Below are 24706 nucleotides of genomic sequence, written 5' to 3'. Positions count from 1 at the left end.
TAGGTCTTTGGAGGATTATATTCAATTTGACAAAAAATAAAAGTCGCGGTATAAACATCCTATGTTTATACATTAGGAGTGTTGGAAATGGGATTTTTCAGAGGAGATATATATTCCTATCATTTAAGTAAAATGACACCGCTTCATATATATCTGCCTCATGATGACAATCATCGCTTTTTAGTGGATAAGCCCTCCAGAACATTAATTCTTTTACACGGACTTGGTGGGAATCATACCTACTGGAGCCGTTTCACTGCTGTCGAAAGATACGCGCAAAAAAATAACCTGACTGTTATAATGCCGGAAGCCGACATGAGTATGTATGCAGATATGAGCTGCGGGCACGACTACGCCTCTTATCTCTCCATAGAGCTCAAAGAAATATTAGGTAAGATGTTTCATGTAAGTACCGAGAGAGAACGCTACTTCATTGCCGGGTTGTCTATGGGGGGGTACGGAGCTCTTAAGCTTGCTATGAAATTTCCTGACCAGTTTGGAAAGTGTGCTTCATTTTCCGGCGCTTTAATGATCGGAAGTCGTGAGCATCTGAAAGAGTTGTCTGAATGGAAAGATCCAGGCAGACCGAAGGTTTATGATGAGGATTATGAACTGATGAAAGAACTGCGTCAGGGGTGTGTCGGGGCGTTTGGGGAAGATTTGAAATATAGAGACAGTGAGGATCTGTTTGCGCTGACGAGAAAAGCCGGAGACCGGAAAATCTGCCTGCCGGAAATTTTGATGACTTGCGGAACAAATGATTTTGTTTTTGATGTTAACCGCGAGTATTGCAGGCTGCTGGATGAGCTTAAAATGTCCTATGAATTTCATGAGTGGAAAGGCACTCATGAATGGGGTTTCTGGGACGAGAGCATCCGTGATTATATCGGTTTCTTTGACATAGATGAGGATTCACAAGATAGTTCTAATAAAGCAATCAGAAAGGAGGTAGGGTATGGAGGAAACTAGCAAACTAGCTTTCCGCGGCGGAATCTTTTCAGCTTTTATACCATTGATCATCTTCTGTTTAGGGGTGCTTTCGCTATTTGTCATCTGGAAGGGGATTGATTTCATCGCCCTCTCCACGCTGGCATTTGTGGGACTGGTGATCGGCGGGATTTTGTGCAAGGATTTTAACGAATACTGGGAAGCGGTGGCAAAGGGGATTGCAGACCCTATCTCGGTATCGGTTTTGGTTATACTTTTTGTTGTAGGGATGTTTGGTGCATTGATCAAGGCGTGTGACATTTCAAGCGGATTTGTCTGGCTTGCTCACAGCATCAATCTGCACGGGGGGATGTTTGCCGTATTTGTATTTGTGGCAACGTGTATAATCTCGACTGCAACAGGGTCATCTTTTGCTGCATTGTTTACCGGATTTCCTATTTTTTATCCGGCTTCAATACTTCTTGGGTGTGAGCCTTCGATAATGGCAGGGCTGATTCTTGCAGGGGCTATTTTTGGTGATAACGTCGCTCCGATATCGGATACGACAATTCTGTCGGCATCAACGCAGGAATTTAAAAACCGGAAAGGAACGGCAGACATTGGCGGATGTGTGTCAACCAGAGTGAAGTATGCTCTTGTCAGTGCAGTTATATCGATCGTAATATATTACTTCATTGCAGGTGGATATTCTCTGGGGGAAGGAGCCGAAGAGCTACTGGCAAAAAGCATGAATGCTAAAAGCCTTATTATGCTTGCTCCTGTTGCTCTTGCCCTTTACATCTCCATCAGAACACGCAATATCTTCAGGGCTATGACAGTGGGGCTTACCGTAGGAACGGCTGTAGCCCTTTTGTTTGGCATACTGACTCCGAAGGATGTATTCAGCGTTGTAAATGGCACTCCGGGCGGATTTCTATATTCAGGTATCAAAGGTATGGTCGGGGTGGTTATATTGATCATATCCATGTTTGGTATCATGGGAGTTATGAAATCAGCAGGGGCTATTGATTTTGTCATTGAAAAAATGCTCAGCAGCAGACTTGCAAATACCTCCAGAGGTGCGGAATTTATGCTTGGTATGACTATGACTGTCGTTACAACCTTTATGGGCGGTGCGCAGGACCCTGCAATACTTACGATGGGACCTATTTTCAACCGCATAGGCAAAGAAAAGAATATTCATCCGTATAGAAGAGCAAATCTTCTGGACGGATTCTCAAACTCTCTGCCTGTGAGCATACCTTTTATAAGCTGCTACATTTTTTTGACTGTCCAGCTTACTCAGGGTTATGATTTTGTTGAACCGCTTACGGCATTAGAGGTTTCAAAAGGGATGGTTTATACCGTTTGTCTGTTTTTTGTGCTGACTGTTGCGGTTCTTACCGGATGGGGGCGTGTGTTTGAAGGTCCGGCCGGCGAAATGATAAAAGCAAACGGTGCTAAAGTTTAAAAAAAATTATGAGCACCGGTTAATTATTGAGGCTGGGCACTATGTGTCCGGTCTCTTTTTTATGCAGTCGAAGACATATACCACGCATTTATGTCTGGGTGAATGAGCTAATCACAGCTTTCGAGCTTATAAGTCATTGCGGGGAATGTAATGACGAAGCTCAGGATTAACTAACGAGTGCCGAGACTGCCACAGCCCTGCGGGTTTCGCAGTGACGTATTTTGCATATGCTCTAGCTGTTACAAAGAAGTTGTAAATTCGTTTGTTTGGCACGTGCGAAGCAATAAAGCTACGGTTTTACCCGTGAGAATCTATGATGTATGCGGTGGAGCATTTTCGACCATATCCATCTCAAGCTCAAGCATATACTCTGTTAGCTCCACAGCTCTTTCAGTGTTTCTATTTTCGATTGCATCTATAAGGTCTTTATGGAGAAACAGGTCAAGGTTTTCGTCGCAAAACTTTTGAAAATTTTCAATGATGTATTCTGGCAGATACTCTGCAATAGCCCGGTACAGGTCTTCTAAAAAAGGGTTATGGCACATTCTGGCTATGTGGCGGTGAAATTTGGTGTCCGCATCCACATAGTTTTCCCATGAGTTTTCGTAATTGCTTATAAGTTGGTTGTGTAATTTACGAAGCTCTCCGATCTCTTTATCAGACCCTCTTCTGGTTGCCATTTCAATTATCTTCGGTTCGAGAATTGTTCTTGTCTCAACAATGTAGTTGAGGCTTTCGTGTTCCATCCTTTTTTTGATAGAAGCATTAAAAACACTTTCAGTAATGATAAATGTTCCGTTACCCGGTTTTGTTTTTAAGACACCAGAGATGACGAGAAAGCGTATCGCTTCCCGAAGTGTGTTGCGGCTTATACCAAACAGCTCCATCAGCTCAGTTTCACTTGGTATTTTACTGCCGACTTTCCAGTTTCCTGCTGCAATCTGTTTCTCCAGTTCGTCAGCAACCTGAATAGACAGAGTTCTGTTAACCGGTTTTTTTATTTCCATAGTTTTTAATCCTGCGTAATAAATTAAGTTATAATTATATCAAATACTTTTGCAGTTGTATAGGGGGTGCCCTGCATGCCGGATGCATAAACATGCCCAAGCAGAATATCTTTACTTATTTTGTATGTATAATCCAGCATCAGTAAATTGATAACATTTTGTTAGATGCATTTCACTATAACTTATTTTATATATTTAGACCTCTGTACAATGTACATACTGGTCCTTTTTTTTGAACATTAATCGGATACATTAGGAATTATGATAAAAAATACAGACAACACACAATATAAGAATCTTGTAGTTAAAAACAACTATTCTGAGGCAGAACTCTGCAATATTAATTTTGATAATGCTGCAACAACCCCGCCCTTTGTGCCTGTAATGGAGGCTGTTAATGAGTTTGCCCTGTGCTATTCATCTGTTCACAGAGGAGCTGGCAGGAAAGCGGAGAGAACATCAGAGATGTTTGATTCTGTGAGGGAATATGTTGCAGATTTCTTCAACGTCTCAAAGGCTGACCAGACTGTGCTTTTCACGAGAAATACAACTGAGAGCATTAACAGACTTTCAAACATTTTGGCTTCGGCAGGTCGGAAGACAGTTCTGGTTTCAGGGATGGAGCATCATTCAAATGATCTGCCCTGGCGGCGTAATTTTAATGTCGTTTATATCAATACTGACAGAACAGGGCGGCTTGATCTTAACGATTTTGAGGAGAAGTGCCGATTATATTCCGGAGACTTAAGGCTTGTAGCCGTTACTGGGGCATCCAATGTCACAGGCTATGTTAACCCAATCTATGAAATAGCAGTGACAGCACATAGGTGTGGAGCAGAAATATTAGTGGATGCCGCACAGCTTGCACCACATATGAGAGTAAATATGAATCCTCCGGAAACAGACAGGCGTATTGACTATATGGCTTTTTCCGGGCACAAGCTCTATGCTCCATTCGGGACAGGCGTTCTTATCGGTAATAAACATGTGTTTGAGAATAATCCCCCGGATCTTTCAGGTGGAGGAACTGCTGACATTGTTACGTATGATTCTGTTGTGTGGCATGATATTCCGTTAAAATATGAGGCAGGTACTCCTAATGTCATGGGAATAGTTGCCCTCGGAGCTGCTTTGCGCACTCTGAATGATATTGGTATGGGCAAAGTACACGAATATGAGCAAAAGCTTGCTGCATATGCCTATAGAAGATTGTCAGAAGTCAAAAACATATGCATATATTCCGACCAATACGATAAAGCTGTTAATATTGGTGTTATCCCATTTAATATTTACGGCATACATCACAGCGAACTTGCAGCGCATCTTGCTTTTAACGGCGGTATCGATGTCCGGAGCGGATGCTTCTGTGCCCAGCCATATGTCCAGAAACTGCTCGATATATCTTCTGACGAAGTTGTAAAATACTCCTCACTCTCTCAGGACAAAAGACCCGGTATGGTTAGGGTAAGCTTTGGTTTGTATAACACTGAGGCAGAGATTGATCATCTTTATGACGTCCTTGCTGACTGTTAAGAGAAATGTCAGCATCCATGCGGCATTTTAATGCTGATTGGGTAGTTGTGTTTTATCCAGGTTTTTATACCACCTTTCAGTAGTTTTATATTCATGTCAGAATGTTCTGCTCTGATAATTGAGAGGGCTTCCGCTTCGGCCTGCTCGGATACTGAAACTAGAACTATATTATCCTTTCCGGCAAGAATGCTGAGTCTGTTGCCCAGATATTTCAGAGGGATGCTTAACGAGCCGGGGATATGTGTGATGGAGTATTCCAGATATCTTCTTGTGTCGATAATTACAGCACGCCTTGTTTTATCTAGTTCGTAAAGTTCCTCTGCTGTAATTATGTATGATGGTTCGATGTTTCTGTCTGAAATATCGGTATGCGGTTGTATGTCATTTTTTCGTATTGACTCTGCTGACATAATGAGAGCTGCAGCAATAAGTATAATAGTTATGTATTTACGCATGTTTTTTATCCTTTTTTGTTAACGTAATAATTTTGCAGCTGCAACGCTCACAGCAAGCATAGCAAAAGCAAATATGTAGTTGTTTAGGTTGGTGATGTCTGTAATGGATATTCCTTTGTAGAATGCTACGGTAGCTATGTTGACAGCAAAAAAACTAAACAGATATCCGAAGAGCAGTCCTCCTGCGAGAAACCCCAATAATCCTGGAATGAGATAGTCTATGTTGCCCTGTCCGATCCCTGCTATCAGTGTACCTGGGCATGCTCCGGCTATAACCATCCCGATACCTAGTATGAGCCCTCCTGATGCATTACCAAGTATGTATGTGTCCGGCATAGAAACCGGTGACAGCAGTCCGGCAGATTTGAATATTGCTATGGTCATCATGCCTGACGTTAAGGCTCCCAACACAAACTTAAGCATCGTATTATCTCTAAATCTGAATTGATTGACGATTTTATCATAATGCCCGAGTCCTGTTTTCTGAAGTAAAAAACCAAATATAAAACCGATGATAAGGGGGAGAGCAAAGTTTTGCATGTCAAGTCCTCCTGAAGAGTATTCCGGCAGTAATTATGCCGCTTGTGAATGCGGATATGAAAAAGATAAAACCAGCCGGAGAAAGCTGTATAATGCCGGATATGCCCAGTCCGCTTGTGCAGCCTCCGGCAATACATGCTCCAAGCTCCACAAGTATTCCGCCGATAAAAATCATTATCCAACGTTTAACAACACTTTTGCCGAAATTTGGTTTCCATTCTTTAGCAGGCAGGGATCTGATATGGAAATCTTTTGACATAAGAGCAGAGATAATCGCTCCTGCGAGCATTCCTATATATTGGATTATCTGAAAAGATAAAATAGGTGGTTTTGCAGCAGTAAAATATGGAAGTTTTGCCCATCCTGTGTTGAAATAATTTCCTATGTAGCTGTCGATAGTGACAAAACCTCCGGATGCTCCAAGGGTCTTTCCTGCGAAAACGCAACACGCTGCTGCCGTTATCCCCGTTAGTGACCCTGTTAACCATGGAGATAGCTTTTTTGTGAATAATCCTCTTTTGAGAAACATGCAGTCCTCCGGTAAAATTAATAAATAAGATAATATTAGTGCACGGGATGCCTTGCTGAAAGTGCCAGATGGCTTAATATAATGGGGACCAGGTGTTTTCAGTTTATGCTTGATGTTTATTATCATGTGTCAGAAGTATTTCTTATCTGCTGAGGTGCAGTACGTATAATGACTGGCATTCTGAGGCAATCAAGTTTACATTACTGTTGACAAAATTTTAAAATAACTACAAAAAAGATAGATTAAATAGATAAGTTGGTTTAGAATATTGACTCGGGGGAATAATGATTCAGATCAGAAACCTGTCAAAGTCTTATGACACTTTGAACGGAAGAGTACAGGCTCTTCAGGATATCTCACTTGATATACCTGAAAGGTCAATTTTCGGGATTATCGGTTCCAGTGGTGCGGGGAAAAGCACTCTGGTTCGATGTCTTAATATGCTGGAGAAGCCTACCGAAGGGAAAGTATTAATTTCAGAACAGGATATCTCTACTCTTTCAAAGACAGAGCTCAGGCAGAAGAGACAGAAGATCTCTATGATCTTTCAGCATTTTAATCTGCTTCAGTCAAGGACTGTGTCTGGAAATATAGGTTTTCCGCTGGAGATTGCCGGCTGGGACAAGACCGCAATCAGAAAGAGGGTGAGCGAACTCCTCCCCCTTGTCGGGCTGGAAGATAAAGCAGACTCATACCCGTCGGAGCTTTCCGGAGGGCAGAAACAGAGAGTCGGTATAGCAAGAGCACTGGCAACAAAGCCTGAAGTTCTGCTTTGTGACGAGGCAACGTCTGCTCTCGACCCTAAAACCACCTCGTCGATTCTGAGTATCTTAAAAGATATCAACCAGAATCTGGGGCTTACTATTGTCATCATTACCCATGAAATGAATGTTATCAAAGACATATGCACTCATGTCGCCGTGCTTGCAGAGTCTAAGTGTATAGAACACGGTACTGTTGAGGAAGTTTTTATCTCTCCGAAAACACAGGTAACGAAGGACTTTGTGGCAGATATTTTCAGAACAGAACTTCCCGATGATATCCTCAGCGCCCTTAAGCCCCATAAAGATTCTGAGCTTATCAAAGTATCATTTTACGGGAATTCGGCATCTGAGCCTATGATAAACGGACTGATCAAGTCAAGCGATGTGGTTGTGAATATAATATATGGTAATGTTGACCATCTGCACGGCACCCTTTTTGGTAACCTCCTTCTTGAGCTTCGGGGTACGGAAGAGCAGCTTGCAAATGCTCATCAATATTTTACTGACAATAATCTCGTTATTCAGAGGATATAGTTATGAATTACGAATATTTTAATAATATAATAGGGCTTTTGTGGCCTTCGACAGTGGAAACGCTTTATATGGTAGTGGCTTCCTGTGTTCTGGCATACATTATAGGGCTTCCGGTGGGAGTTCTGCTTGTGGTCTCATCAGAAGACCATATTCTGCCTGCACCCTGGGTTGAGCGGGTTCTCGGAACTCTGATCAATATACTGCGTTCAGCACCGTTCATAGTCCTTATGGTGGCTCTTATCCCTTTTACAAGGATAGTTGCTGGAACATCAATAGGCACAACTGCCGCCATCGTCCCCCTTGTGGTTGCTTCTGCTCCTTTTGTGGCAAGGATAGTGGAGTCTTCTCTTAAAGAAGTATCTCACGGTGTGATTGAGGCAGCAGAGTCTATGGGGGCTTCGACTTTCCAGATAATTTTTAAGGTTCTTCTCCCTGAATCAAAATCATCGCTTATCCTCGGAGCGGCAATAACTGTTATAAACGTGATAGGCTACACCGCAATGGCTGGTGCTGTCGGCGGCGGCGGTCTGGGTGACCTTGCCATTCAGTATGGATATAACAGGTTTCGTACTGATATAATGATAGTTACAGTGGCTATACTCATAATCTTTGTTCAGCTTGTGCAGACGTTCGGCACAAGGCTGGCGGTTAAACTGTCCCATAAAAATTAAATGCTGACGGCTGAAAGCCTCAGGAGGTATGAATGAAACATAATAAAGTATTAACAACAGTGCTCACTGTTCTTCTGGTTCTGGTGGGTGTTTCAGGTTATTGTGAAACAGGTGAAAAGACTGTTCTTAAGGTCGGCGCGACTCCTGTCCCGCACACCGAGATACTGGAGTATATTAAGCCGATGCTTGAGAAAGAAGGGATTGAGCTTAAGATTATCTCCTTCACAGACTATGTCCAGCCTAACCTTGCCCTTGACAGAGGTGAACTGGATGCTAACTTTTTTCAGCATATCCCTTATCTGGAATCATTCAGCAGAGATCACAACCTGAATCTGTCAGTGGCTGCAAAGGTTCACATAGAGCCTATCGGTGTTTACTCACGTAAGGTAAGCAATATCGCTGATCTCAGAAAAAGAGCTATTGTAGCCATCCCTAACGACCCTTCTAATGCCGGGAGGGCGCTTGCTCTCCTTGCCAAAGCAAAGCTCATTACTCTAAAAGACGGAGCCGGAGTTTCCGCAACTGTTCAGGATATAGTAGACAACCCTAAGAAGCTGAAGGTCAAGGCTCTTGACGCTGCTCAGCTTCCACGTGTGCTAGCTGATGTTGACGCTGCGGTTATTAACACCAACTATGCACTCGAAGGGAACCTGAATCCTTTGAAAGACGCAATTTTTATCGAAGATAAAGACTCACCCTACAGCAATATTCTTGTTGTGAGAAAAGTTGATTTTGATAAACCCGCACTCAGGAAACTTGCAGAAATCCTTGTTTCGCCTGCCGTTGAGAAATTCATAACGGAGAAGTATAAGGGAGCGATACTCCCTGCTCAGGAACTGATGAAATAACCTATACGATTCGGGCGGTGTAAGAGCCGCCCTTTCACCTGTTTAAATCTACTATTTAATCATACAATTACTAAGGTATAAATAGCTTCTTCTCCTGCTATATCAGCATTGTTTTAAACTTTGTTGTATGATATTAATAATCAATATCAATAAATCTCTGGGGGAAATATGTCAGCTGTCGTTTGCGGAAAACCGGTTTCAGGCAGTAAAAAGTGGGTTTTAAGATCACAGGACAAAATTGTGGGTAACATCCGGAGGAGCAGGCTCGACAATGGCTTCACTATGACCCACAGCAGTCTGAAAACATCTGAAGACTCCCATTCGTCAGTTATAGAATCCGGTGAAGTAGTAAATTTTGTTTATGTTCTGAAAGGCGAGCTGAATCTCACTTTTACCGGAGCCTCCGGCTGGCATCCTATGTCTGAAGGTGCTGTGTATGCTTTTCAGACTAACGACGTACAGATAAACCGCCGGATAGCGAAAAACATTGATACCGAAGCTCTGATAATCAAAGTTTGTCGTCACAGACTGGAGAATATAATGTCTGATACCGGGTGCATTATAAATGTGCCAGAGCCTGGAAAGACGGAGGTGTTATTTTATCTTTCTCCTTTTTCCTTTATGCTGTGCCGGAAAATAATAGATTGCAGATATGCAGGAGAAACTGGCAGGCTTATGCAGCTTGCGGGGGCTACAGACCTTCTCACAGACAACTTTAAAAGTTGTTATAACCAGTCGGCGGGTAGGGAAGAATCTATTGTTCTGGAAGTGATAAACTATATCCGGAATAATCTTAGCGAAGAGCACTCTCTGGCAAAACTTGCACATATGGCAGGGATGAGCCATACAAAACTGAACAGGCTTTTCAGGATAAAGATGGGGCTGAGTGTTTTTGAGTTTATCAGGCAGGAAAAGGTGCATAGGGCAGAGCATTACCTCAGAACCACAGATATGACTATCACAGAAATTGCCTACTGTACTGGCTTTTGTTCTTCCAGTCATTTCAGCGAAAGCTTTCGTAGAGAGAAAGGTCTTTCGCCGAAACTTTACAGAAAGAGCGTTTAAAGCTCTACTATTGTGTCTGACATGAGCCGTAGATTTTCAATATGGTGACTGACATACAGGACACTAATTTTATGCTCTGCTGCATACGCCCTAACTGTTTCTGATGCCTGTGACTGCATTTCATAGTCGAGAGCACTGAAAGGTTCATCCAGAAACATTATATCCGGTTTGTAGACCATCGCTCTTGCCAGCGACACCCTTTGTGCCATTCCGCCGGAGAGCTCTGCTGGCTGCATGTTTTCAGAACCGCTCAGACCCAATTTCCCAAGATACAGCTTCGCCCTGCTTACGGCATCTGATTCTGATATTTCACCTCTGACAGGCAAAGTAATGTTTTCAAGCACATTCATCCATGGGAGTAGTCTATAATCCTGAAAGACATATCCTTGTTTATTATACCGTAAAATGACTTCTCCTCTGTCTGGTTTCTGAAGCCCTGCGAGGATTCTAAGCAGTGTTGTCTTCCCTTTTCCACTTCTGCCGGATATGCCTGTGATGCAGTTATTGCTGATCTTCAGGCTGAAATCCGAAAAAACATTGTGATTTTTAAAAGTCAGATTGATGTTGTGCAGTTCTGCTATAAATTTATGCACGGCAGTACCTCTGGATAACTAATTTGATAAGGATCTCTCCTGCCCATACAAAAGCAAAGGATATCAGAACACAGCCGTAAAGCGACGGCATGTCAAGTCTTGCGCGGGATATGCCCAGTACAAAACCCAGCCCTTCGCCTGTTCCCAGAACTTCTGCGAGCACTGTCATGCGCATACTGTTTCCTGTGACAAGAACAAGAGCTGCTGACAGGGCACTGCTGACAATGGGGATATATATGTTTTTTATCCTTGATAATGTACTGAGTTGATATACATCAGCCATTTCAATGTAGGTGTTGTCGCACTTATTTATGCTCTCGGCGACATTGATATAAACCACAGGGATAATGAACATGCTGTTCAGAAAAATCACCATAGCACTGCCTAGACCGAGCCACAGCATTGCGAGGACTGCTGCCACTATTCCGGGGATTGTGGTCAGAACTCTTCTCATCGGTTCTATGAACTGCATAATCAGAGGATATTTACCTGCAAAAATCCCCAGAATAAAACCTGTGACAGACCCTAATACAAGTGCAGAAATCACCCGTACAGCTGTTATAAGCATATGATTCTTCAGAAACGAGAAGTCGGTTATCATACGAAAAGCTACGGGAAAAGCACTAAAGGGGGATGCTACGGCAAATTCTCCTGATAAGACGGATGCTGTCTGCCACAGGAGAAGAACAAATATTATACCGGCAGTTTGTATCTTTCTGTTAGAATTCATTTTTGATCTGTTTGTCCATTAATCTGATAAATTCGTTTAATTGTTCTGTAATTTCGTTTGCCGTATGTATTTTGATGTTATTGCTGCTTATAAGTTGTTTAATGCCGCTTTTACTGACGGCGGGGAAGTATTTAACAAAAAGATTTGCAGATACCTCTGCATTTGTGACACACTTTCCATAATATCTGCTGTATGTTTTCCTGAATGCGTCATCAGCTTCCCTGCTGCTTTTGAAACTCATAATGTTGCTAACCAGCAGAGGAGGGGAAGACTGATAAAGTTCCCGCCATATTTTTTCAACCGAAAGGGAATAACTGAGTTTTCTCAGCCCTTTTCTCCCGGATATCTCTACTATACTGGACGCTATAGGTTCAGGAATTGCAACATAGTCCGCTCTTCCTCTCATTACAAGCTGTGCTGAGGTTATACCGCCTCCTGCGGAGACAATTTTTGTTTTTTTGTAATCATTTCCGCTTTTCTCCATAAGCATCATGAGGAGAATTTCCGGCATGTCTCCTCTGAACGGAAGAGCAATAATGCTGCTCTCCAGTTCTTTAAGAGTGACACCTGTTTTTTTGCCTAGAAACCATATGGGGCTACCTTCAACAGAGAAAAGCAGCCGTGCATTTTCGATGAGTTTGTTCAGTCTGACATATTCAAGTGTGCTGACTATTACATATAAGTTCTTTTCAGATGAGAGCATAGCCCGGTATTGGTCTGGTGATGTCCATGGTATGAATTCTGCTGTGACCCCGTATACGGAAAGAGCGTTTTCTTCTGCCATTAGCATCATAGGACAGCTTTCCAGAGTTGCAGGTCCGGACATTGTCAGGTGCTCGCCTGCAAAGGATGTTAGTGTACAAAGCATAGAAATTATCAGAAATATTTTTTTCATATTTTCCTCGCAGTTATTATGTCTCCGCTTCCGCCTATATCGTCAGTGGAGATAGTTGAGATAATCTGAAGTCCGCTTTTTTGGACGGCGTATTCTATCTCTCCTCTTTCAAAGGAGACATCTGAACCTTTCAGAGCAACACCTATTCTGTTTAGTATTATCTCTTGCGGCTGGGTTCTTTCGTTATAAACGCCCTCGTGGAGGCATATCAGGTAGCCTCCGTCTTTCAGAGCATCCGCCATCTTGGAAACGAGCCGGAAGATGTCGTCTGCATAGTAAAGGGATCTGCTCGCCCATATGATGTCGTAATTGCTCCCTATGTCATCTTTTGAATAGCTGCCGGCGAGATAGGTTATGTTTTTGATCTCTGCGTTTTGTTCTGCCAGCTCTATAACCTTCGGAAGATCAAAAAGTGTCAGGTGGATATTTTTCAGGCTTTGGGCTACTGTCTGCCCTATAAAGCCGGGACCACCGCCAATGTCCAGCATTGATGAGAAATTATCCGAGCCTTTCAGTCCTTTGATGAGTGAAACAACTTCACTGGCAACTGCTTTCTGAAATGGGATAAGTGTTTTCAGAGCTTCTGTCCAGACTTTTTCGTCTCCCAGATACATGTCGTCAGCATCATTTTTCAGCAGTTTTGAAATGTTATCAATACCTGCAAGTCTCCTTGAAGATAGAGAGAGGATCAGTGTTCCCTGATAAAGACCGGAGTGCGTCGTTAAGTATTTATTACTGATGTCAGCATTTCTGTATCTCCCGCAATATTTTATGAGATATCCACATGATGCTAACGCATCGAGGTATAATTCAGTCTTTTTCTCATCTGTGTTAAGTTTACCGGCTATAAATCCGGCAGTTTGCCAGCCCTGTAAATAGTCAAATACTTTCAGCTTTATTGACGTTTCGAACAGGTGCCACCGGACAGCTCCGTTCATTTCGTTGAGCAGTGTTTTATAGTCTGGTTTAATCATCAGAATCTGTACCCCGCCTTTATCCCTATAGTTCTTGGCTGGGCATCCTCCACCACTGCGACGGAACCCCATAGAGTCTGTGTCTCTGTATATCTCTTGTCTAAAAGATTTTCAAACCAAACGGTCAGCTCAATATTTTTCCCGATATAACCTGTCCGGAGGTTAAAGAGGGTGTTGCCGTCCTCTTTCAGTTTGTTTGCGCCATCGTGGTAGTATGCCCCTGTGGACACAGCTTCTCCTGCTATGAACAACCCGTTGGTATGTATGTACTGCAGTCCTGCTGTAAAGGTATACTCCGGTGCATACGGCAGGTTATTACCTGAATAATCATAATACTCATCCTGCCTGGTGATATTGTTATACTGAGAGTCAACCCATTCATCCGCTTCTGTTTTTGTGTATCCGGCAGACGTAAAAAATTCCAGACCTTTTGTTATAACAGCCTTAAATTCAACTTCGGCTCCGTATGAATGAGCATCGGCGGCATTATCCACCTTCATGCTGCCCATTTCCCCCGGAAGGATTTGAGTTACCTGCTTATCTTTCATGTCGATATAGAAAAGTGCAGCGGATATTTTGAGCCTCCCCTTTCCGAGGACAGATTTGAAACCAAGTTCATAGTTCATGGTCTCTTCTTCGTCATAGATCAGGGTTTCGTCAGAAGTTGCAAGATTGTAATTCGCGCCGCCGGCAAGGTAGCCTTTTGCGGCGGAAAGATAGATTATCCCTGTTTCAGTTTCATAGTTTAAGGATAGTTTCGGCAGGAATTCAAAGAAGTCTTCATCGTCGCTGTATTTTAGCCCGGCTGTTTTGAAGTTACGGTTCATGTCAACATCAAGGTGCGTCTGTTCGATACGCATACCTATGTCAGCATATATTTTTTTGGTGATTCGTGGGCTAATCTGTCCGAAAACTGCCGCTCCGGATGTGTTTATGTTTGCTTTGCGCTTATCCTGCATGAAAGTTTTTTCAAAGAGAGTTTCTGAGTTTTCTTTGAAACCGTACAGTCCTAATATCCATTTTGTTTTAGTGTCTGTGGAGCTTATGCGGAGTTCTTCGCTGTAGGATTCATCATCGATGCTGAAATTGGTCAGCCCTCTGGAAGATGCCGATCCGTCAAAGTCTTTTGAAAAATTCCGTGAGTATGCCGTAATGCCCGTGAGGGAGGAAAGCTGAATGTTTGCAAAACTGTATGAGATGTTCAGACTGTTTACAGAGCCATTGTAATCCTGTGAATATCTGTCGTTGTAGTTGATGGTGTATTCATCGGTAGCATTTGCCCCTTGTGTGTATCTGAATTTTCCTTTTTTGTCGTCAGCATCAAAATAATATGAAGAAAGGTAGATTTCTGTTTTTTGGTTTGGTGTTGACCGCAGTTTCAGAGATATATCCTTTCTGTTCAACTCTCCGGCTTCGTCGTCTTCGTTAAATTCGTTGGTGTAATAGCCCTGATTTTTGTCTGTTGCAAATGATATGCCTGCAAAAAGTTTATCTTCGACAACAGGACCACTGACGTTAAACTTGAATTTAGTACCGTAAGGGGTATCGCCGTTATCGAAGAAGTAATATTCAGCTTCTGCCCCCATGGACAGGTTGTTACCGGGCTTGCTGCTGATAATGTTTATGACGCCTGATTCTGTGTTTCTGCCATATAATGTCCCCTGCGGACCTTTGAGTATTTCGACTCTGGATATGTCATAAATATTAGGCTGCTGCATGAAAACTGACGGCATGGCGATACCGTCAATAAATATCCCCGCCGGACCGTTCATAGTCGCTGTTAGAGGCGCCATGCCTCTTATCACAGTGGAGTTGCCGACATTATCTGCCTTTACAGATACATTTGCAGAATACATCGATAGGTCTTTGAGGGTTGAAATATTTTTTTCTTCAATATCTATATCAGAGAAAACAGTTGAACTTACAGGTGTTTTGTTTTCTGCCTGTTCATATTTCTGAGCTGTCACTGTTACAGTGTCCAGCGTGATATCGTCTTCCGCATAGGCGGAGATTGTTAACAACATAATGAGTACCCAAGACCATGCTTTCATAATAATGCCTCCGTGATTTTAGTAAGCATGCCTATGATAGTAAGATTGCTTTGCGTAAAATATCATATGACGCAAAAATAGTTTCATATGCTGAAATATTTTTATTATTACGGTTCGAGATGTTATTAAAAAAGTTAATATTTAATTAAGATTAGTGTGTTGACTTTTTTGTCATGTTTTTTATAGAATACAAAAACTTAATCGGGATGTGGCGCAGCCTGGCAGCGCATCTGTTTCGGGAACAGGGGGTCGCTGGTTCAAATCCAGTCATCCCGATATGCAAAGGGCATTGGTCTTTATTGATCGATGCCCTTTTTTCGTTAAGTTGCTTAAGTATGATTAAGCAGACTTGTTAAGCTCGTAGTCCGGCATCTAAGGGTGCTCATATGGAGAGTGCCGAACCCCTTCTGATTTTCATTTATTATAAAAGAATAATCACATCTCGAATTGATAGTTTATTATTTGATTAAACTTATTAACTTTATATATTATTATAACTATGTTTTGTATTCGTACTTCGATGAAATACTTAAAAACAGGAGATAGGCTGAATTGTCCTTTTCTTGATCCAGATCAATTATTGATACTATAATAGTGTTATAATTGATCGTGGTGAGTGTTATTATTATTATTATTTTGTGATGCCATAAATTTTCCCAGAAATCCGACAGTATGGTTCTGTCGTTTAACTTTATGTAAAGAATACTGGTTCATCCAGTTTAAGGGAGTTTTTTATGCGTATTAACATTGAGAAATGGAATGTTGAAGATCGTTCGTTTTGGGAGCGTGAAGGGAAAAAGATTGCTATAAAAAATCTTTTAGTATCTATACCCGCCCTTCTTCTGGCATTTGCTGTCTGGATAATGTGGAGCATAATAGCCACTAAGCTTAAAGAGTTTGGTTATAACTTCGGGATGATTACTCACGGAATGAATCAGGATGAGATCAATGCTGCTCTGAAAGAAATTAATAACCTCTATTACACACTTCCGGCGATAGCAGGTCTGTCCGGCGCTACTCTCAGGATACCAAATTCTTTTCTGATAGGCATCAGTGGCGGGCGGAATGTGATTTTCGTGACCACTGCGCTGCTTTTAATTCCTGCTGTGGGAGTAGGCTATGCACTTTCAGATATCAGAACCCCATATATAACATTTGCTGTACTTGCAGCCTTATCAGGTTTCGGTGGTGGGAATTTCGCATCGTCTATGAGTAATATCAGTTATTTCTTTCCGAAACGTATGCAGGGGACTTCTCTTGGCTTGAATGCAGGGATAGGTAATCTGGGTGTTGGGGTAATGCAGAAAGCTATCCCTTGGAGCGTAGGGATTTTTATTTTCAGCGCTGTGGGCAGTGATGGCATAGAAGTTTCAGGAACAGCTTTTTCAGGAATCCAGAATGCCGGGTGGATATGGCTTATCCCGCTTGTCGTGACTATCGCGGCTTCATTCTTTCTGATGAATAATGTGGATGCAGGAACTCCGAAAATGCCTCGGGCACTTCCTGCCATGGTCAAAACTCTTTATCTGACCAGTATAGGCATTGTTACTTCCGGCATCGGCGCATATATGCTTTTGGGGCTGAATGTCAATATGTGGATAGTGCTGCCGGTTGTGGTGGTTATGACACTGCTGCTGATGAAATATGCCACACCGCCTGAGATAAAGGTTAACCTCAGCAAACAGTTCGCAATATTTAAAAGTAAGCATAACTGGATAATGACCACAATATATACGATGACATTCGGTTCATTTATAGGATTCTCTGCGGCTTTTCCTAAGCTCTGTCAGGATATTTTTGTCTATACCGACCCGTTGGATCTGGCATACAGAAATCCGAATTCACCTGATTTTCTCATGTGGGTTTTCCTCGGGCCTGTTCTGGGAGCACTCGTAAGACCTGTTGGCGGATGGCTTGCCGACAAGGTGAACAGCGGAGCGAAAGTAACAGCCGTCAGCACAATTCTCCAGATAGCCGCAACCTTTGCCGTTGCGTATTTTATAAAGGCAGCAAAGGGGAGTCCGATGCCGGAGGTTTTCTGGTGGCCGTTTTTCGGAATGTTCATGATTCTCTTTATAACAACAGGTATAGGAAACGGTTCAACGTTCAGAAGTATCCCGTACATATTTAGCAAAGATCAGGCGGGGCCTGTACTTGGCTGGACATCTGCAATTGCGGCATATGGCGCATTTATCATCCCTAAGATATTTGGTCAGCAGATAGCTGCAGGAACACCTGAATACGCCTTTTACGGATTTGGCGCATATTATTTTATATGTCTCGTGCTCAACTGGTGGTACTACCAACGCAAGGGAGCCGAGATCAGAAACCCCTGAATCTGAGGAGAAAAAATGAGAAAAATAATCTTTTTGATAACATTAGCAGTTTTAGGTGCTGCTACATGTGCATGGGCTGATATTTTCGGCAAACCGTTTTCAGATGGCAGCCCCTCCTGCACAACCTGTCACTCTGTTGCTGCAGGCGGGTACTCTATTTCAACATGGGGGCCGGATCTAAGCAGTTTGTATATTGACATGGGAGAGGACGCAGAGGTTATTGCAGATTTTATAAAAGCAAGCGGAATAGAGCCTATGGACGCTGTATACGCAGATTCGGACATCCCGGATGAGGAGATACAGGCGCTGGTGCAGGCTTTTGCCGGACTCAATCCTGATGAAGCTTCAGTCGAAGGGGGGAGCAATATCCTTATATCCGCTTTCGCGCTTTTTTTGATACTGCTGTTTATCGGGCGGCTTGTTTTCAGAAGCAACACCCAACTGGAGGAGAATAAATGAAAACAATTAAAAAACCTGAATGGTTTCAGCTTATAGAGTCTAATAAAGAGAGAAACTGGGAAGAGCTTTACCGCAACAGATGGCAGCACGACAAGATTGTGCGCAGTACTCACGGGGTAAACTGCACAGGAAGCTGTAGCTGGAATGTTTATGTCAAAGACGGTCTTGTAACCGGAGAGATACAGGCTACTGACTATCCGCAGATAGGCGGAGATATCCCCAGACTTGAGCCGAGAGGCTGTGCCAGAGGTGCTAGCTTCTCATGGTATCTGTATAATCCTATGCGGGTGAAATATCCGTATATCAGGGGTATTCTGCTTGATCTGTGGGAGAATGCAAAAAAGAAAAACTCTGACCCTGTAGCAGCATGGGCAAGTATTGTGGAGAATAAAAACAATCGCAATGCCTATGTGAAGAGCAGAGGAAAGGGGGGCTTCCGAAGAGCAGACCGTGAGGTTGTCAATGAGATTATAGCCGCTTCAAACATTTATACGATAAAGAAATATGGTCCTGACAGGATAATAGGTTTTTCGCCCATCCCAGCCATGTCCCAGGTGAGTTATGCCGCAGGTTCAAGATACCTGAATCTGATAGGCGGTGTTGTTATGAGTTTTTACGACTGGTACTGTGATCTCCCTTCTGCCTCTCCGCAGGTGTGGGGGGAACAGACAGATGTTTGCGAATCCGCAGACTGGTATAACTCCGGGTATACTGTTGTGATGGGGTCAAATGTGAGCGTTACCAGAACTCCGGACGCTCATTACCTGAAAGAGTCTAAACATGGAGGGACAAAAGTAGTCGTTCTGTCTCCGGATTTCAGCACTGTGTCAAATACGGCAGACCTTTGGGTTCCGGTGAAAAAAGGGGAGGACGGAGCTTTCTGGATGGCTGTTAACCATGTGATTCTGTCCGAATTTTATCATAAACGGAAAATTCCGTATTTTGAAGAATATGCACGTAAATTTACTGATCTGCCTTGTCTCGTCGTGCTTGAAAAAGATTCAACGGGATTCAGGGGTGGTAAATTTCTGCGGGCTTCCGATGTGGCAGAGAGCGCCTCAGAGGAGAGAGCGGAATGGAAAACAGCAGTGCTGGACGAGAAGTCCGGTGAGATTATGTTTCCGAAAGGCTCAATGGGCTACAGATGGGCAGAGAAAAGCACTGATAAACAGAAATGGAGACTTGAACATATCTGCGGAGTTACAGGACGGGAGTTCAGCCCTGCACTCAGTATGCTTGAAGGGGGCGAGAGAGTTCATGTGAGCTTCGATGTCTTCTACGGAGATAAATCCACCAGAAAAGCAGTCCTGAGAGAGGTTCCGGTCAAAGAGGTCATGATTAACGGAGAGAAGAGATATGCGGCAACTGTTTTTGACCTTCTGAACGGACAGCTAGGTGTCGGCAGAGGGCTTGGCGGTGACTATCCTGAATCTTATAAAGACACGGAATCCTATACCCCTGCATGGCAGGAGGGTATCACAGGCGTAAAGGCGGAGACTGTAATTCAGGTTGCAAAAGAATTTGCCGGTAACGCTGAAAAGACTAACGGTAAATCTATGATAATCATAGGCGCAGGGGTTAACCACTGGTTTCACAGCGACCTCATGTATCGGTCTGCTATTATGGGGCTTCTGCTGACCGGATCGGTTGGTGTTAACGGCGGCGGGCTGGCTCATTATGTAGGGCAGGAGAAAGTTGCCATGATATCCTCATGGGCATCTATAGCTATGGCTGCCGATTGGCAGAAACCACCCAGATTACAGAATACACCTTCCTTCTGGTATATGCATTCCGACCAGTGGCGTTATGAAAAGAGTGTGTTTGAATATTTCGATGTGCCAGACAAAACTAAATTTCAGGAATCACATAACGCAGATTTCAGCGCAAAAGCCGTCAGACTGGGCTGGCTTCCGTTTTATCCGAGCTTCAGGGAAAACCCTTTGACCCTCGCCATGAGGAAAGACCCTGTGCAGAGTCTGGTTGCAAAGCTCAAAAGCGGAGAGATGAATTTTGCTGTGGAAGAGCCTGACAGGACGGAAAACCATCCGAGAGTATGGTTTATATGGCGGGCAAATGCTCTGTCGTCCAGTGCGAAAGGACATGAATACTTTATGAAGCATGTGCTTGGCGCGTCAAACGGGCTTGAAGCCAGAGAAGTAAAAAAAGACCTTCGCACTGTTTCAGATAAAGAGCCGGCACCGGAAGGGAAGATTGATCTGGTGGTGGATATAAATTTCCGCATGGACACTTCTGCCATGTATTCCGACATTATCCTGCCCGCTGCCACATGGTATGAGAAGGACGACCTGAACACCACAGACATGCATTCTTTTGTGCACCCTCTGCAAAAAGCAGTACCTCCTCTATGGGAATCAGCCAGTGACTGGGACACATTCAAGGGGATAGCGGAGAAGTTCTCCGATCTGTCGGCGTTGCATTTCGACGGTCCGGTGAAGGATCTTGTTTCGGTTCCTCTTATGCACGATACGCCTGATGAAGTAACACAAACATCTGTGAAAGATTGGAAATACGGCGAAACCGAGCCTGTTCCGGGGAAAACTATGCCGAAATTTGTGATTACTGAACGGGACTACGGCATGATATACGAAAAATTCGTTGCTTTGGGACCTAATGCAGGTAAGCAGCTGGGAGCACATGGGGTCAGTTGGGATTCCTCCGAAGAGTATTCCGAGCTGATGTCCATCAATGGCAAAATCACTGCCGCAGGAGAGGACTGTCCTTCTATCAAAGAGGCTTCGCAGGCTGTTAATGCTATTCTGCATATGGCTCCTGAAGGGAATGGTAAAGTTGCCGAAAGAAGCTTTAAAGCTCTGGGAGCTAATACCGGCATAGATTTTTCTCCACTGACGAAAGGCTCGGAGAAGAACAATATGAGTATGGAAGATATCGTAATACAGCCGAGGAGAATCCATACTTCGCCTTGCTGGAGCGGGATAATAGACAAGGGGAGACCTTATGCCCCGTATACTATAAATACTGAATTCGGGCTGCCATGGAGAACCATGACCGGAAGACAGCATTTTTATCTGGATCATGAATGGTATCAAATGGCTGGGGAGGCGCTCCCTGTTTATAAAGAGAATCTGGCGGAAGACTCTCTGAACGAAACCGAAGAGATCGATGAAACTGCAAAAGGGCTTAAGCTGAACTATCACACTCCCCACGGCAAGTGGCATATTCACAGCACATATTACGATAATCTGCGAATGCTCACCCTCTCCAGAGGCGGTCAGGTTATATGGCTGAACAATAAAGATGCAGAGGGGCACGGCATTGAAGATAACGACTGGGTAGAGGTTAATAATCTGAACGGAACCGTTGTGTGCAGAACTGTTGTCTCTGTGAGAATACCGAGAGGAGTTTGTTACATTTATCACGCAACGGAGCGCACTATAAATGTGCCTCTGTCGGAACGCACAAAGGAACGGGGGGGCAACCATAACAGCCTTACAAGAGTCCGGCTGAAACCCCTTGCTATGGTGGGCGGATACGGGCAGTTCAGTTATTACTTTAACTATTGGGGACCTATAGGTGTTAACAGAGACACGTATGTATTTGTGAAAAAGCTCAATAAGGTGGAGTTCTGATATGGATATAAAAGCTCAGCTTTCAATGATTCTTAATCTGGATAAATGCATCGGCTGTCATACCTGTACAGTTACATGTAAAAACATGTGGACGAACAGAAAGGGTGCCGAATACATGTGGTGGAATAATGTAGAGACAAAGCCGGGAACCGGATTTCCTAAAAAGTGGGAAGATCAGGATAAATATAAAGGGGGGTGGGATGTTACCTCTGATGGGCTCAGGCTCAGACTGGGCGGCAAGTTCGGGATGCTCGCTAAGATATTCTATAACCCTGATCAGCCGAAGATGGAAAATTACTATGAGCCGTGGACATACGAATATGAACATCTGATAGATGCGGCTGAAAGCAAAACTCAGCCCACCGCAAGGGCGATCTCTCAGGTGACAGGCAAGCACATGGAGATTAAAAGCGGTCCGAACTGGGACGACGATCTGGGCGGTTCTGATAAATATGCATCTGCCGACCCGAACCTTTCTGAAGAAGAACAAAGACTTATGATGGAGTTTGAGAGTGTGTTTATGTTTCATCTCCCCAGACTCTGTAATCACTGCTCTAACCCCGCGTGTGTGGCATCGTGCCCGTCAGGTGCTATATATAAGAGAGAGGACGACGGGGTTGTTCTGATAGATCAGGAGAAATGTAAATCATGGAGGTACTGCGTTTCTGCCTGCCCTTATAAGAAAGTATATTATAACTGGAATACTTCGAAATCAGAAAAATGTATATTCTGCTACCCACGTATAGAAAACGGTCAGCCAACGATATGTTCTCAGTCCTGTGCAGGTAAAATACGCAGCATAGGCGTTTTGCTTGTGGACATGGATAGATTCGCAGAGGTGATGACTGTTGCTGATGCCGATCTTATGGAGGCATACGAAAGCTGCATCCTCGACCCGAATGATAAGGATGTTATACGTCAGGCAAAAAAAGCGGGAATAAACGATGAGTGGCTCAAAGCTGCCTCAAAGTCTCCTGCATATGCTTACATTAAAGAGCTGGGGCTTGCACTGCCTCTCCATCCGGAATACAGAACTTTTCCGTCAGTGTTTTATGTGCCGCCGCTTTCACCTGTTACAGCGGGGGCTGAGGCTCATGCCGGACTCCCTGATTCAGATATGATGAAAATACCGCTGACACTTCTTGCTAAGCTATTCTCTGCTGGGAATACAGAGCCGGTGAGGGAGATACAGAACAAACTTACGGATGTCAGAAAGTATATGAGAGAAAAAAGGTTTGGTGGAGATGGTGCTGAAAAAGTTTTAAAAGATTCAGCATTTTCAGAAGAGCAGATAGAGAAGGCTTATCACCTGATCACTCAGGCTTCACTCAACGAGCGTATGGTTATACCTCTGTCTTCCCATGCTGAGAGCAAAGATCCATATAAGAGGCAGGGAGAAGTGGGGTTTGGTGTCAGGGGCAAGAAAAGCTGGAGGCAGTAATGAAAATATTTGACCAATATAGTGAACTGCTCAGGTATCCGTCTGAAAAAGCCGTCTTTTCCAACGGGGTAGACAGTTTAGAAAGAGCGGGAACAGCTCATCTGAAATATTATGAATTTGGCAATCTCCAAGAGGAGTATGTTGATTCGTTTGATTTCAGCGAGAAGTCTTCGCTGATGATAACGGTGCATCTGACTGAAGAAGAGAAGGAGCGCAGTAATATTCTGGCGGGTTTTGCGTCTTTTCAAAAGACTTACGGCGGCTCCTGCGGGAATGCATCGCCGGATTATCTGCCTGATCTGCTGAACGCTTTGCAGGATGCAGCAGGAAGAACAGGCGGGTTAAACGATGCCTGTCTGATGTCTGGTATCCTTCTGCGGGCAGTAGAAAAGATTGAAACAGCGCTGACCCGTTCCGGTAGTGTATACCTGCCTGTATTGTGCGGGCTGAAAGAAGAGCTCTGTCTGTTTGCAGAGAATCAGGAGGTGAGTGATGCTTAATACTTTTATGTTTATAATCTTTCCATATATATGTCTTTCGGTGATGATATTGGGGCTGGTGACAAATATCATGTTTGCCGGGCTGAGAATATCTGCTCCGGCAACGGGCTTTTTTGAGAAAAAGAAGCTCTTCTGGGGAATTGTGCCTTGGCATTTCGGTATACTGACTGTTTTGTTAGGGCATTTAATCGGGCTGGTATTTCCATGGCTGATTTTAAATATCTCTTCTTCTAAAGGGGCTTTGATGTTGCTTGAAATCGTGGCTCTCGGCGGCGGTTTCGCTGCGCTTTTTGGGGTGACAATACTTCTTCTTCGCAGGGTGGGGGAGGAGACTCTCTTTGCGTCTTCCGGTTCAGCCGACTATATAGCGTTGCTGCTGCTTTGTATACAGGTTGTGCTCGGGATCTCCGTTGCGGTGGCTCACAGGTGGGGGATAAGCTGGTTTGCATCTAACATGTCCGGTTATTTGTGGAGTTTGATTATATTTCGTCCGTCAGTAGCATATGTCACCGGTATTCCGGCTGTACTCTCTGCTCATATCATGTTGGGGTTTCTTTTGATGGCGATACTCCCTTTTACCAGACTTATGCATCTGGTATATGTCCCTGTGCTGTATCTTTTCAGAAAACCACAGATAGTAAGGGGATACGAGAAAGCTTAGTTCAGTGAATAGGGGGGGCATGCTGCATTAAGCGTGAAGTTAATATGATCGTTTTGTTCTGAATACAGCCGTCTTTGTCGTGCGAGCTGGGCGGTTTAAAGGCGCAAGTACCGA

Annotated in this window: 22 protein-coding genes and 1 tRNA gene; 14 read left to right on the top strand and 9 right to left on the bottom strand. The window is 43.7% G+C overall.

The features are described 5' to 3' along the window. Window positions 1-87: 87 nt before the first annotated feature. Window positions 88-969: an alpha/beta hydrolase gene (locus DACET_RS10520; RefSeq protein ID WP_013011355.1), complete on the top strand. Its 882-nt coding sequence runs from the start codon at window positions 88-90 to the stop codon at window positions 967-969. Further along, on the top strand, window positions 956-2398 hold the full coding sequence (locus DACET_RS10515; protein ID WP_013011354.1) for a Na+/H+ antiporter NhaC family protein: 1443 nt from the start codon (window positions 956-958) through the stop codon (window positions 2396-2398). The genes DACET_RS10520 and DACET_RS10515 overlap by 14 nt, the downstream gene beginning before the upstream one ends. Window positions 2399-2709: 311 nt before the next feature. Here the strand turns inward: DACET_RS10515 and DACET_RS10510 are convergent, their stop codons facing one another. Further along, a complete protein-coding gene (locus DACET_RS10510; protein ID WP_013011353.1) occupies window positions 2710-3405 on the bottom strand; it encodes a FadR/GntR family transcriptional regulator in 696 nt (231 codons plus the stop codon). Window positions 3406-3666: 261 nt separating this feature from the next. Between DACET_RS10510 and DACET_RS10505 the strand changes: the two genes are divergently transcribed. Then, window positions 3667-4938, top strand: a complete 1272-nt coding sequence (locus tag DACET_RS10505; RefSeq protein WP_013011352.1) for an aminotransferase class V-fold PLP-dependent enzyme — start codon at window positions 3667-3669, stop codon at window positions 4936-4938. Window positions 4939-4946: 8 nt separating this feature from the next. Here DACET_RS10505 and DACET_RS10500 read toward each other — a convergent pair whose 3' ends face one another. The 3 genes from DACET_RS10500 to DACET_RS10490 are packed head-to-tail and all read right to left on the bottom strand — an operon-like array spanning window position 4947 to window position 6462. Next, entirely contained in the window at window positions 4947-5393 is a 447-nt protein-coding gene (locus DACET_RS10500; protein WP_013011351.1) for a rhodanese-like domain-containing protein, read from the bottom strand. A gap of 18 nt (window positions 5394-5411) precedes the next feature. Beyond that, a complete protein-coding gene (locus tag DACET_RS10495) occupies window positions 5412-5933 on the bottom strand; it encodes a YeeE/YedE thiosulfate transporter family protein (protein WP_013011350.1) in 522 nt (173 codons plus the stop codon). Window position 5934: 1 nt separating this feature from the next. Next, window positions 5935-6462, bottom strand: coding sequence for a YeeE/YedE thiosulfate transporter family protein (locus DACET_RS10490; RefSeq protein ID WP_013011349.1), 528 nt, complete (start codon window positions 6460-6462; stop codon window positions 5935-5937). Window positions 6463-6746: 284 nt separating this feature from the next. Here DACET_RS10490 and DACET_RS10485 point away from each other — a divergent pair, with 284 nt between their 5' ends. The 4 genes from DACET_RS10485 to DACET_RS15625 all read left to right on the top strand — a co-directional run bounded on the left by DACET_RS10485 (window position 6747) and on the right by DACET_RS15625 (window position 10344). Continuing rightward, window positions 6747-7760 (top strand): methionine ABC transporter ATP-binding protein, encoded by a 1014-nt coding sequence (locus DACET_RS10485; protein ID WP_013011348.1) that lies wholly within the window; start codon window positions 6747-6749, stop codon window positions 7758-7760. 2 nt (window positions 7761-7762) lie between these two features. After that, on the top strand, window positions 7763-8431 hold the full coding sequence (locus DACET_RS10480; RefSeq protein WP_013011347.1) for a methionine ABC transporter permease: 669 nt from the start codon (window positions 7763-7765) through the stop codon (window positions 8429-8431). 32 nt (window positions 8432-8463) lie between these two features. Next, on the top strand, window positions 8464-9279 hold the full coding sequence (locus DACET_RS10475) for a MetQ/NlpA family ABC transporter substrate-binding protein (RefSeq protein ID WP_013011346.1): 816 nt from the start codon (window positions 8464-8466) through the stop codon (window positions 9277-9279). 168 nt (window positions 9280-9447) lie between these two features. Then, on the top strand, window positions 9448-10344 hold the full coding sequence (locus DACET_RS15625; RefSeq protein ID WP_013011345.1) for a helix-turn-helix domain-containing protein: 897 nt from the start codon (window positions 9448-9450) through the stop codon (window positions 10342-10344). Here the strand turns inward: DACET_RS15625 and DACET_RS10465 are convergent. From DACET_RS10465 to DACET_RS10445, 5 genes are read right to left on the bottom strand one after another with little or no spacing between them, the layout of a single operon-like run. Continuing rightward, window positions 10341-10937 carry an ABC transporter ATP-binding protein gene (locus DACET_RS10465; RefSeq protein ID WP_013011344.1) on the bottom strand — a complete coding sequence of 199 codons (597 nt, stop codon included), beginning with the start codon at window positions 10935-10937 and terminating at the stop codon, window positions 10341-10343. The two genes, DACET_RS15625 and DACET_RS10465, sit on opposite strands and share 4 nt — an antisense overlap. After that, complete coding sequence (locus DACET_RS10460; protein WP_013011343.1) at window positions 10930-11667, bottom strand: ABC transporter permease; 738 nt, start codon at window positions 11665-11667, stop codon at window positions 10930-10932. The genes DACET_RS10465 and DACET_RS10460 overlap by 8 nt, the downstream gene beginning before the upstream one ends. Further along, window positions 11657-12562 carry a hypothetical protein gene (locus DACET_RS10455; RefSeq protein WP_013011342.1) on the bottom strand — a complete coding sequence of 302 codons (906 nt, stop codon included), beginning with the start codon at window positions 12560-12562 and terminating at the stop codon, window positions 11657-11659. Before DACET_RS10455 ends, DACET_RS10460 begins: the two co-directional genes overlap by 11 nt. After that, on the bottom strand, window positions 12559-13536 hold the full coding sequence (locus tag DACET_RS10450; RefSeq protein WP_013011341.1) for a class I SAM-dependent methyltransferase: 978 nt from the start codon (window positions 13534-13536) through the stop codon (window positions 12559-12561). The genes DACET_RS10455 and DACET_RS10450 overlap by 4 nt, the downstream gene beginning before the upstream one ends. Further along, the gene (locus DACET_RS10445) at window positions 13536-15587 is read right to left on the bottom strand and encodes a TonB-dependent receptor (RefSeq protein WP_013011340.1); all 2052 of its coding nucleotides are present in this window, start codon (window positions 15585-15587) and stop codon (window positions 13536-13538) included. The genes DACET_RS10450 and DACET_RS10445 overlap by 1 nt, the downstream gene beginning before the upstream one ends. A gap of 202 nt (window positions 15588-15789) precedes the next feature. Here DACET_RS10445 and DACET_RS10440 point away from each other — a divergent pair. From DACET_RS10440 to narI, 7 genes are all read left to right on the top strand, one after another. Then, window positions 15790-15863, top strand: a tRNA-Pro gene (locus DACET_RS10440). Window positions 15864-16321: 458 nt separating this feature from the next. Then, window positions 16322-17923 carry an MFS transporter gene (locus DACET_RS10435; RefSeq protein ID WP_013011339.1) on the top strand — a complete coding sequence of 534 codons (1602 nt, stop codon included), beginning with the start codon at window positions 16322-16324 and terminating at the stop codon, window positions 17921-17923. Window positions 17924-17938: 15 nt separating this feature from the next. Next, window positions 17939-18382, top strand: coding sequence for a hypothetical protein (locus DACET_RS10430; RefSeq protein WP_013011338.1), 444 nt, complete (start codon window positions 17939-17941; stop codon window positions 18380-18382). Further along, entirely contained in the window at window positions 18379-21990 is a 3612-nt protein-coding gene (locus DACET_RS10425) for a nitrate reductase subunit alpha (RefSeq protein ID WP_013011337.1), read from the top strand. The genes DACET_RS10430 and DACET_RS10425 overlap by 4 nt, the downstream gene beginning before the upstream one ends. Before the next feature lies 1 nt (window position 21991). Continuing rightward, window positions 21992-23431, top strand: coding sequence for a nitrate reductase subunit beta (gene narH / locus DACET_RS10420; protein ID WP_013011336.1), 1440 nt, complete (start codon window positions 21992-21994; stop codon window positions 23429-23431). Then, window positions 23431-23931 carry a chaperone gene (locus tag DACET_RS10415; RefSeq protein ID WP_013011335.1) on the top strand — a complete coding sequence of 167 codons (501 nt, stop codon included), beginning with the start codon at window positions 23431-23433 and terminating at the stop codon, window positions 23929-23931. Before narH ends, DACET_RS10415 begins: the two co-directional genes overlap by 1 nt. Then, the gene (gene narI, locus DACET_RS10410; RefSeq protein ID WP_013011334.1) at window positions 23924-24592 is read left to right on the top strand and encodes a respiratory nitrate reductase subunit gamma; all 669 of its coding nucleotides are present in this window, start codon (window positions 23924-23926) and stop codon (window positions 24590-24592) included. The genes DACET_RS10415 and narI overlap by 8 nt, the downstream gene beginning before the upstream one ends. Window positions 24593-24706 lie beyond the last annotated feature (114 nt).

Source organism: Denitrovibrio acetiphilus DSM 12809 (assembly GCF_000025725.1).
Taxonomy (GTDB): Bacteria; Chrysiogenota; Deferribacteres; order Deferribacterales; family Geovibrionaceae; genus Denitrovibrio; species Denitrovibrio acetiphilus.
This window is presented reverse-complemented; position numbering and strand designations above follow the sequence as displayed.

Bases quoted from the DNA above. Each gene is read 5' to 3' on its own strand.
- DACET_RS10520 (WP_013011355.1), top strand. From the start codon at position 88: ATGGGATTTTTCAGAGGAGATATATATTCCTATCATTTAAGTAAAATG.
- DACET_RS10515 (WP_013011354.1), top strand. From the start codon at position 956: ATGGAGGAAACTAGCAAACTAGCTTTCCGCGGCGGAATCTTTTCAGCT.
- DACET_RS10510 (WP_013011353.1), bottom strand. From the start codon at position 3,405: ATGGAAATAAAAAAACCGGTTAACAGAACTCTGTCTATTCAGGTTGCT.
- DACET_RS10505 (WP_013011352.1), top strand. From the start codon at position 3,667: ATGATAAAAAATACAGACAACACACAATATAAGAATCTTGTAGTTAAA.
- DACET_RS10500 (WP_013011351.1), bottom strand. From the start codon at position 5,393: ATGCGTAAATACATAACTATTATACTTATTGCTGCAGCTCTCATTATG.
- DACET_RS10495 (WP_013011350.1), bottom strand. From the start codon at position 5,933: ATGCAAAACTTTGCTCTCCCCCTTATCATCGGTTTTATATTTGGTTTT.
- DACET_RS10490 (WP_013011349.1), bottom strand. From the start codon at position 6,462: ATGTTTCTCAAAAGAGGATTATTCACAAAAAAGCTATCTCCATGGTTA.
- DACET_RS10485 (WP_013011348.1), top strand. From the start codon at position 6,747: ATGATTCAGATCAGAAACCTGTCAAAGTCTTATGACACTTTGAACGGA.
- DACET_RS10480 (WP_013011347.1), top strand. From the start codon at position 7,763: ATGAATTACGAATATTTTAATAATATAATAGGGCTTTTGTGGCCTTCG.
- DACET_RS10475 (WP_013011346.1), top strand. From the start codon at position 8,464: ATGAAACATAATAAAGTATTAACAACAGTGCTCACTGTTCTTCTGGTT.
- DACET_RS15625 (WP_013011345.1), top strand. From the start codon at position 9,448: ATGTCAGCTGTCGTTTGCGGAAAACCGGTTTCAGGCAGTAAAAAGTGG.
- DACET_RS10460 (WP_013011343.1), bottom strand. From the start codon at position 11,667: ATGAATTCTAACAGAAAGATACAAACTGCCGGTATAATATTTGTTCTT.
- DACET_RS10455 (WP_013011342.1), bottom strand. From the start codon at position 12,562: ATGAAAAAAATATTTCTGATAATTTCTATGCTTTGTACACTAACATCC.
- DACET_RS10450 (WP_013011341.1), bottom strand. From the start codon at position 13,536: ATGATTAAACCAGACTATAAAACACTGCTCAACGAAATGAACGGAGCT.
- DACET_RS10445 (WP_013011340.1), bottom strand. From the start codon at position 15,587: ATGAAAGCATGGTCTTGGGTACTCATTATGTTGTTAACAATCTCCGCC.
- DACET_RS10435 (WP_013011339.1), top strand. From the start codon at position 16,322: ATGCGTATTAACATTGAGAAATGGAATGTTGAAGATCGTTCGTTTTGG.
- DACET_RS10430 (WP_013011338.1), top strand. From the start codon at position 17,939: ATGAGAAAAATAATCTTTTTGATAACATTAGCAGTTTTAGGTGCTGCT.
- DACET_RS10425 (WP_013011337.1), top strand. From the start codon at position 18,379: ATGAAAACAATTAAAAAACCTGAATGGTTTCAGCTTATAGAGTCTAAT.
- narH (WP_013011336.1), top strand. From the start codon at position 21,992: ATGGATATAAAAGCTCAGCTTTCAATGATTCTTAATCTGGATAAATGC.
- DACET_RS10415 (WP_013011335.1), top strand. From the start codon at position 23,431: ATGAAAATATTTGACCAATATAGTGAACTGCTCAGGTATCCGTCTGAA.
- narI (WP_013011334.1), top strand. From the start codon at position 23,924: ATGCTTAATACTTTTATGTTTATAATCTTTCCATATATATGTCTTTCG.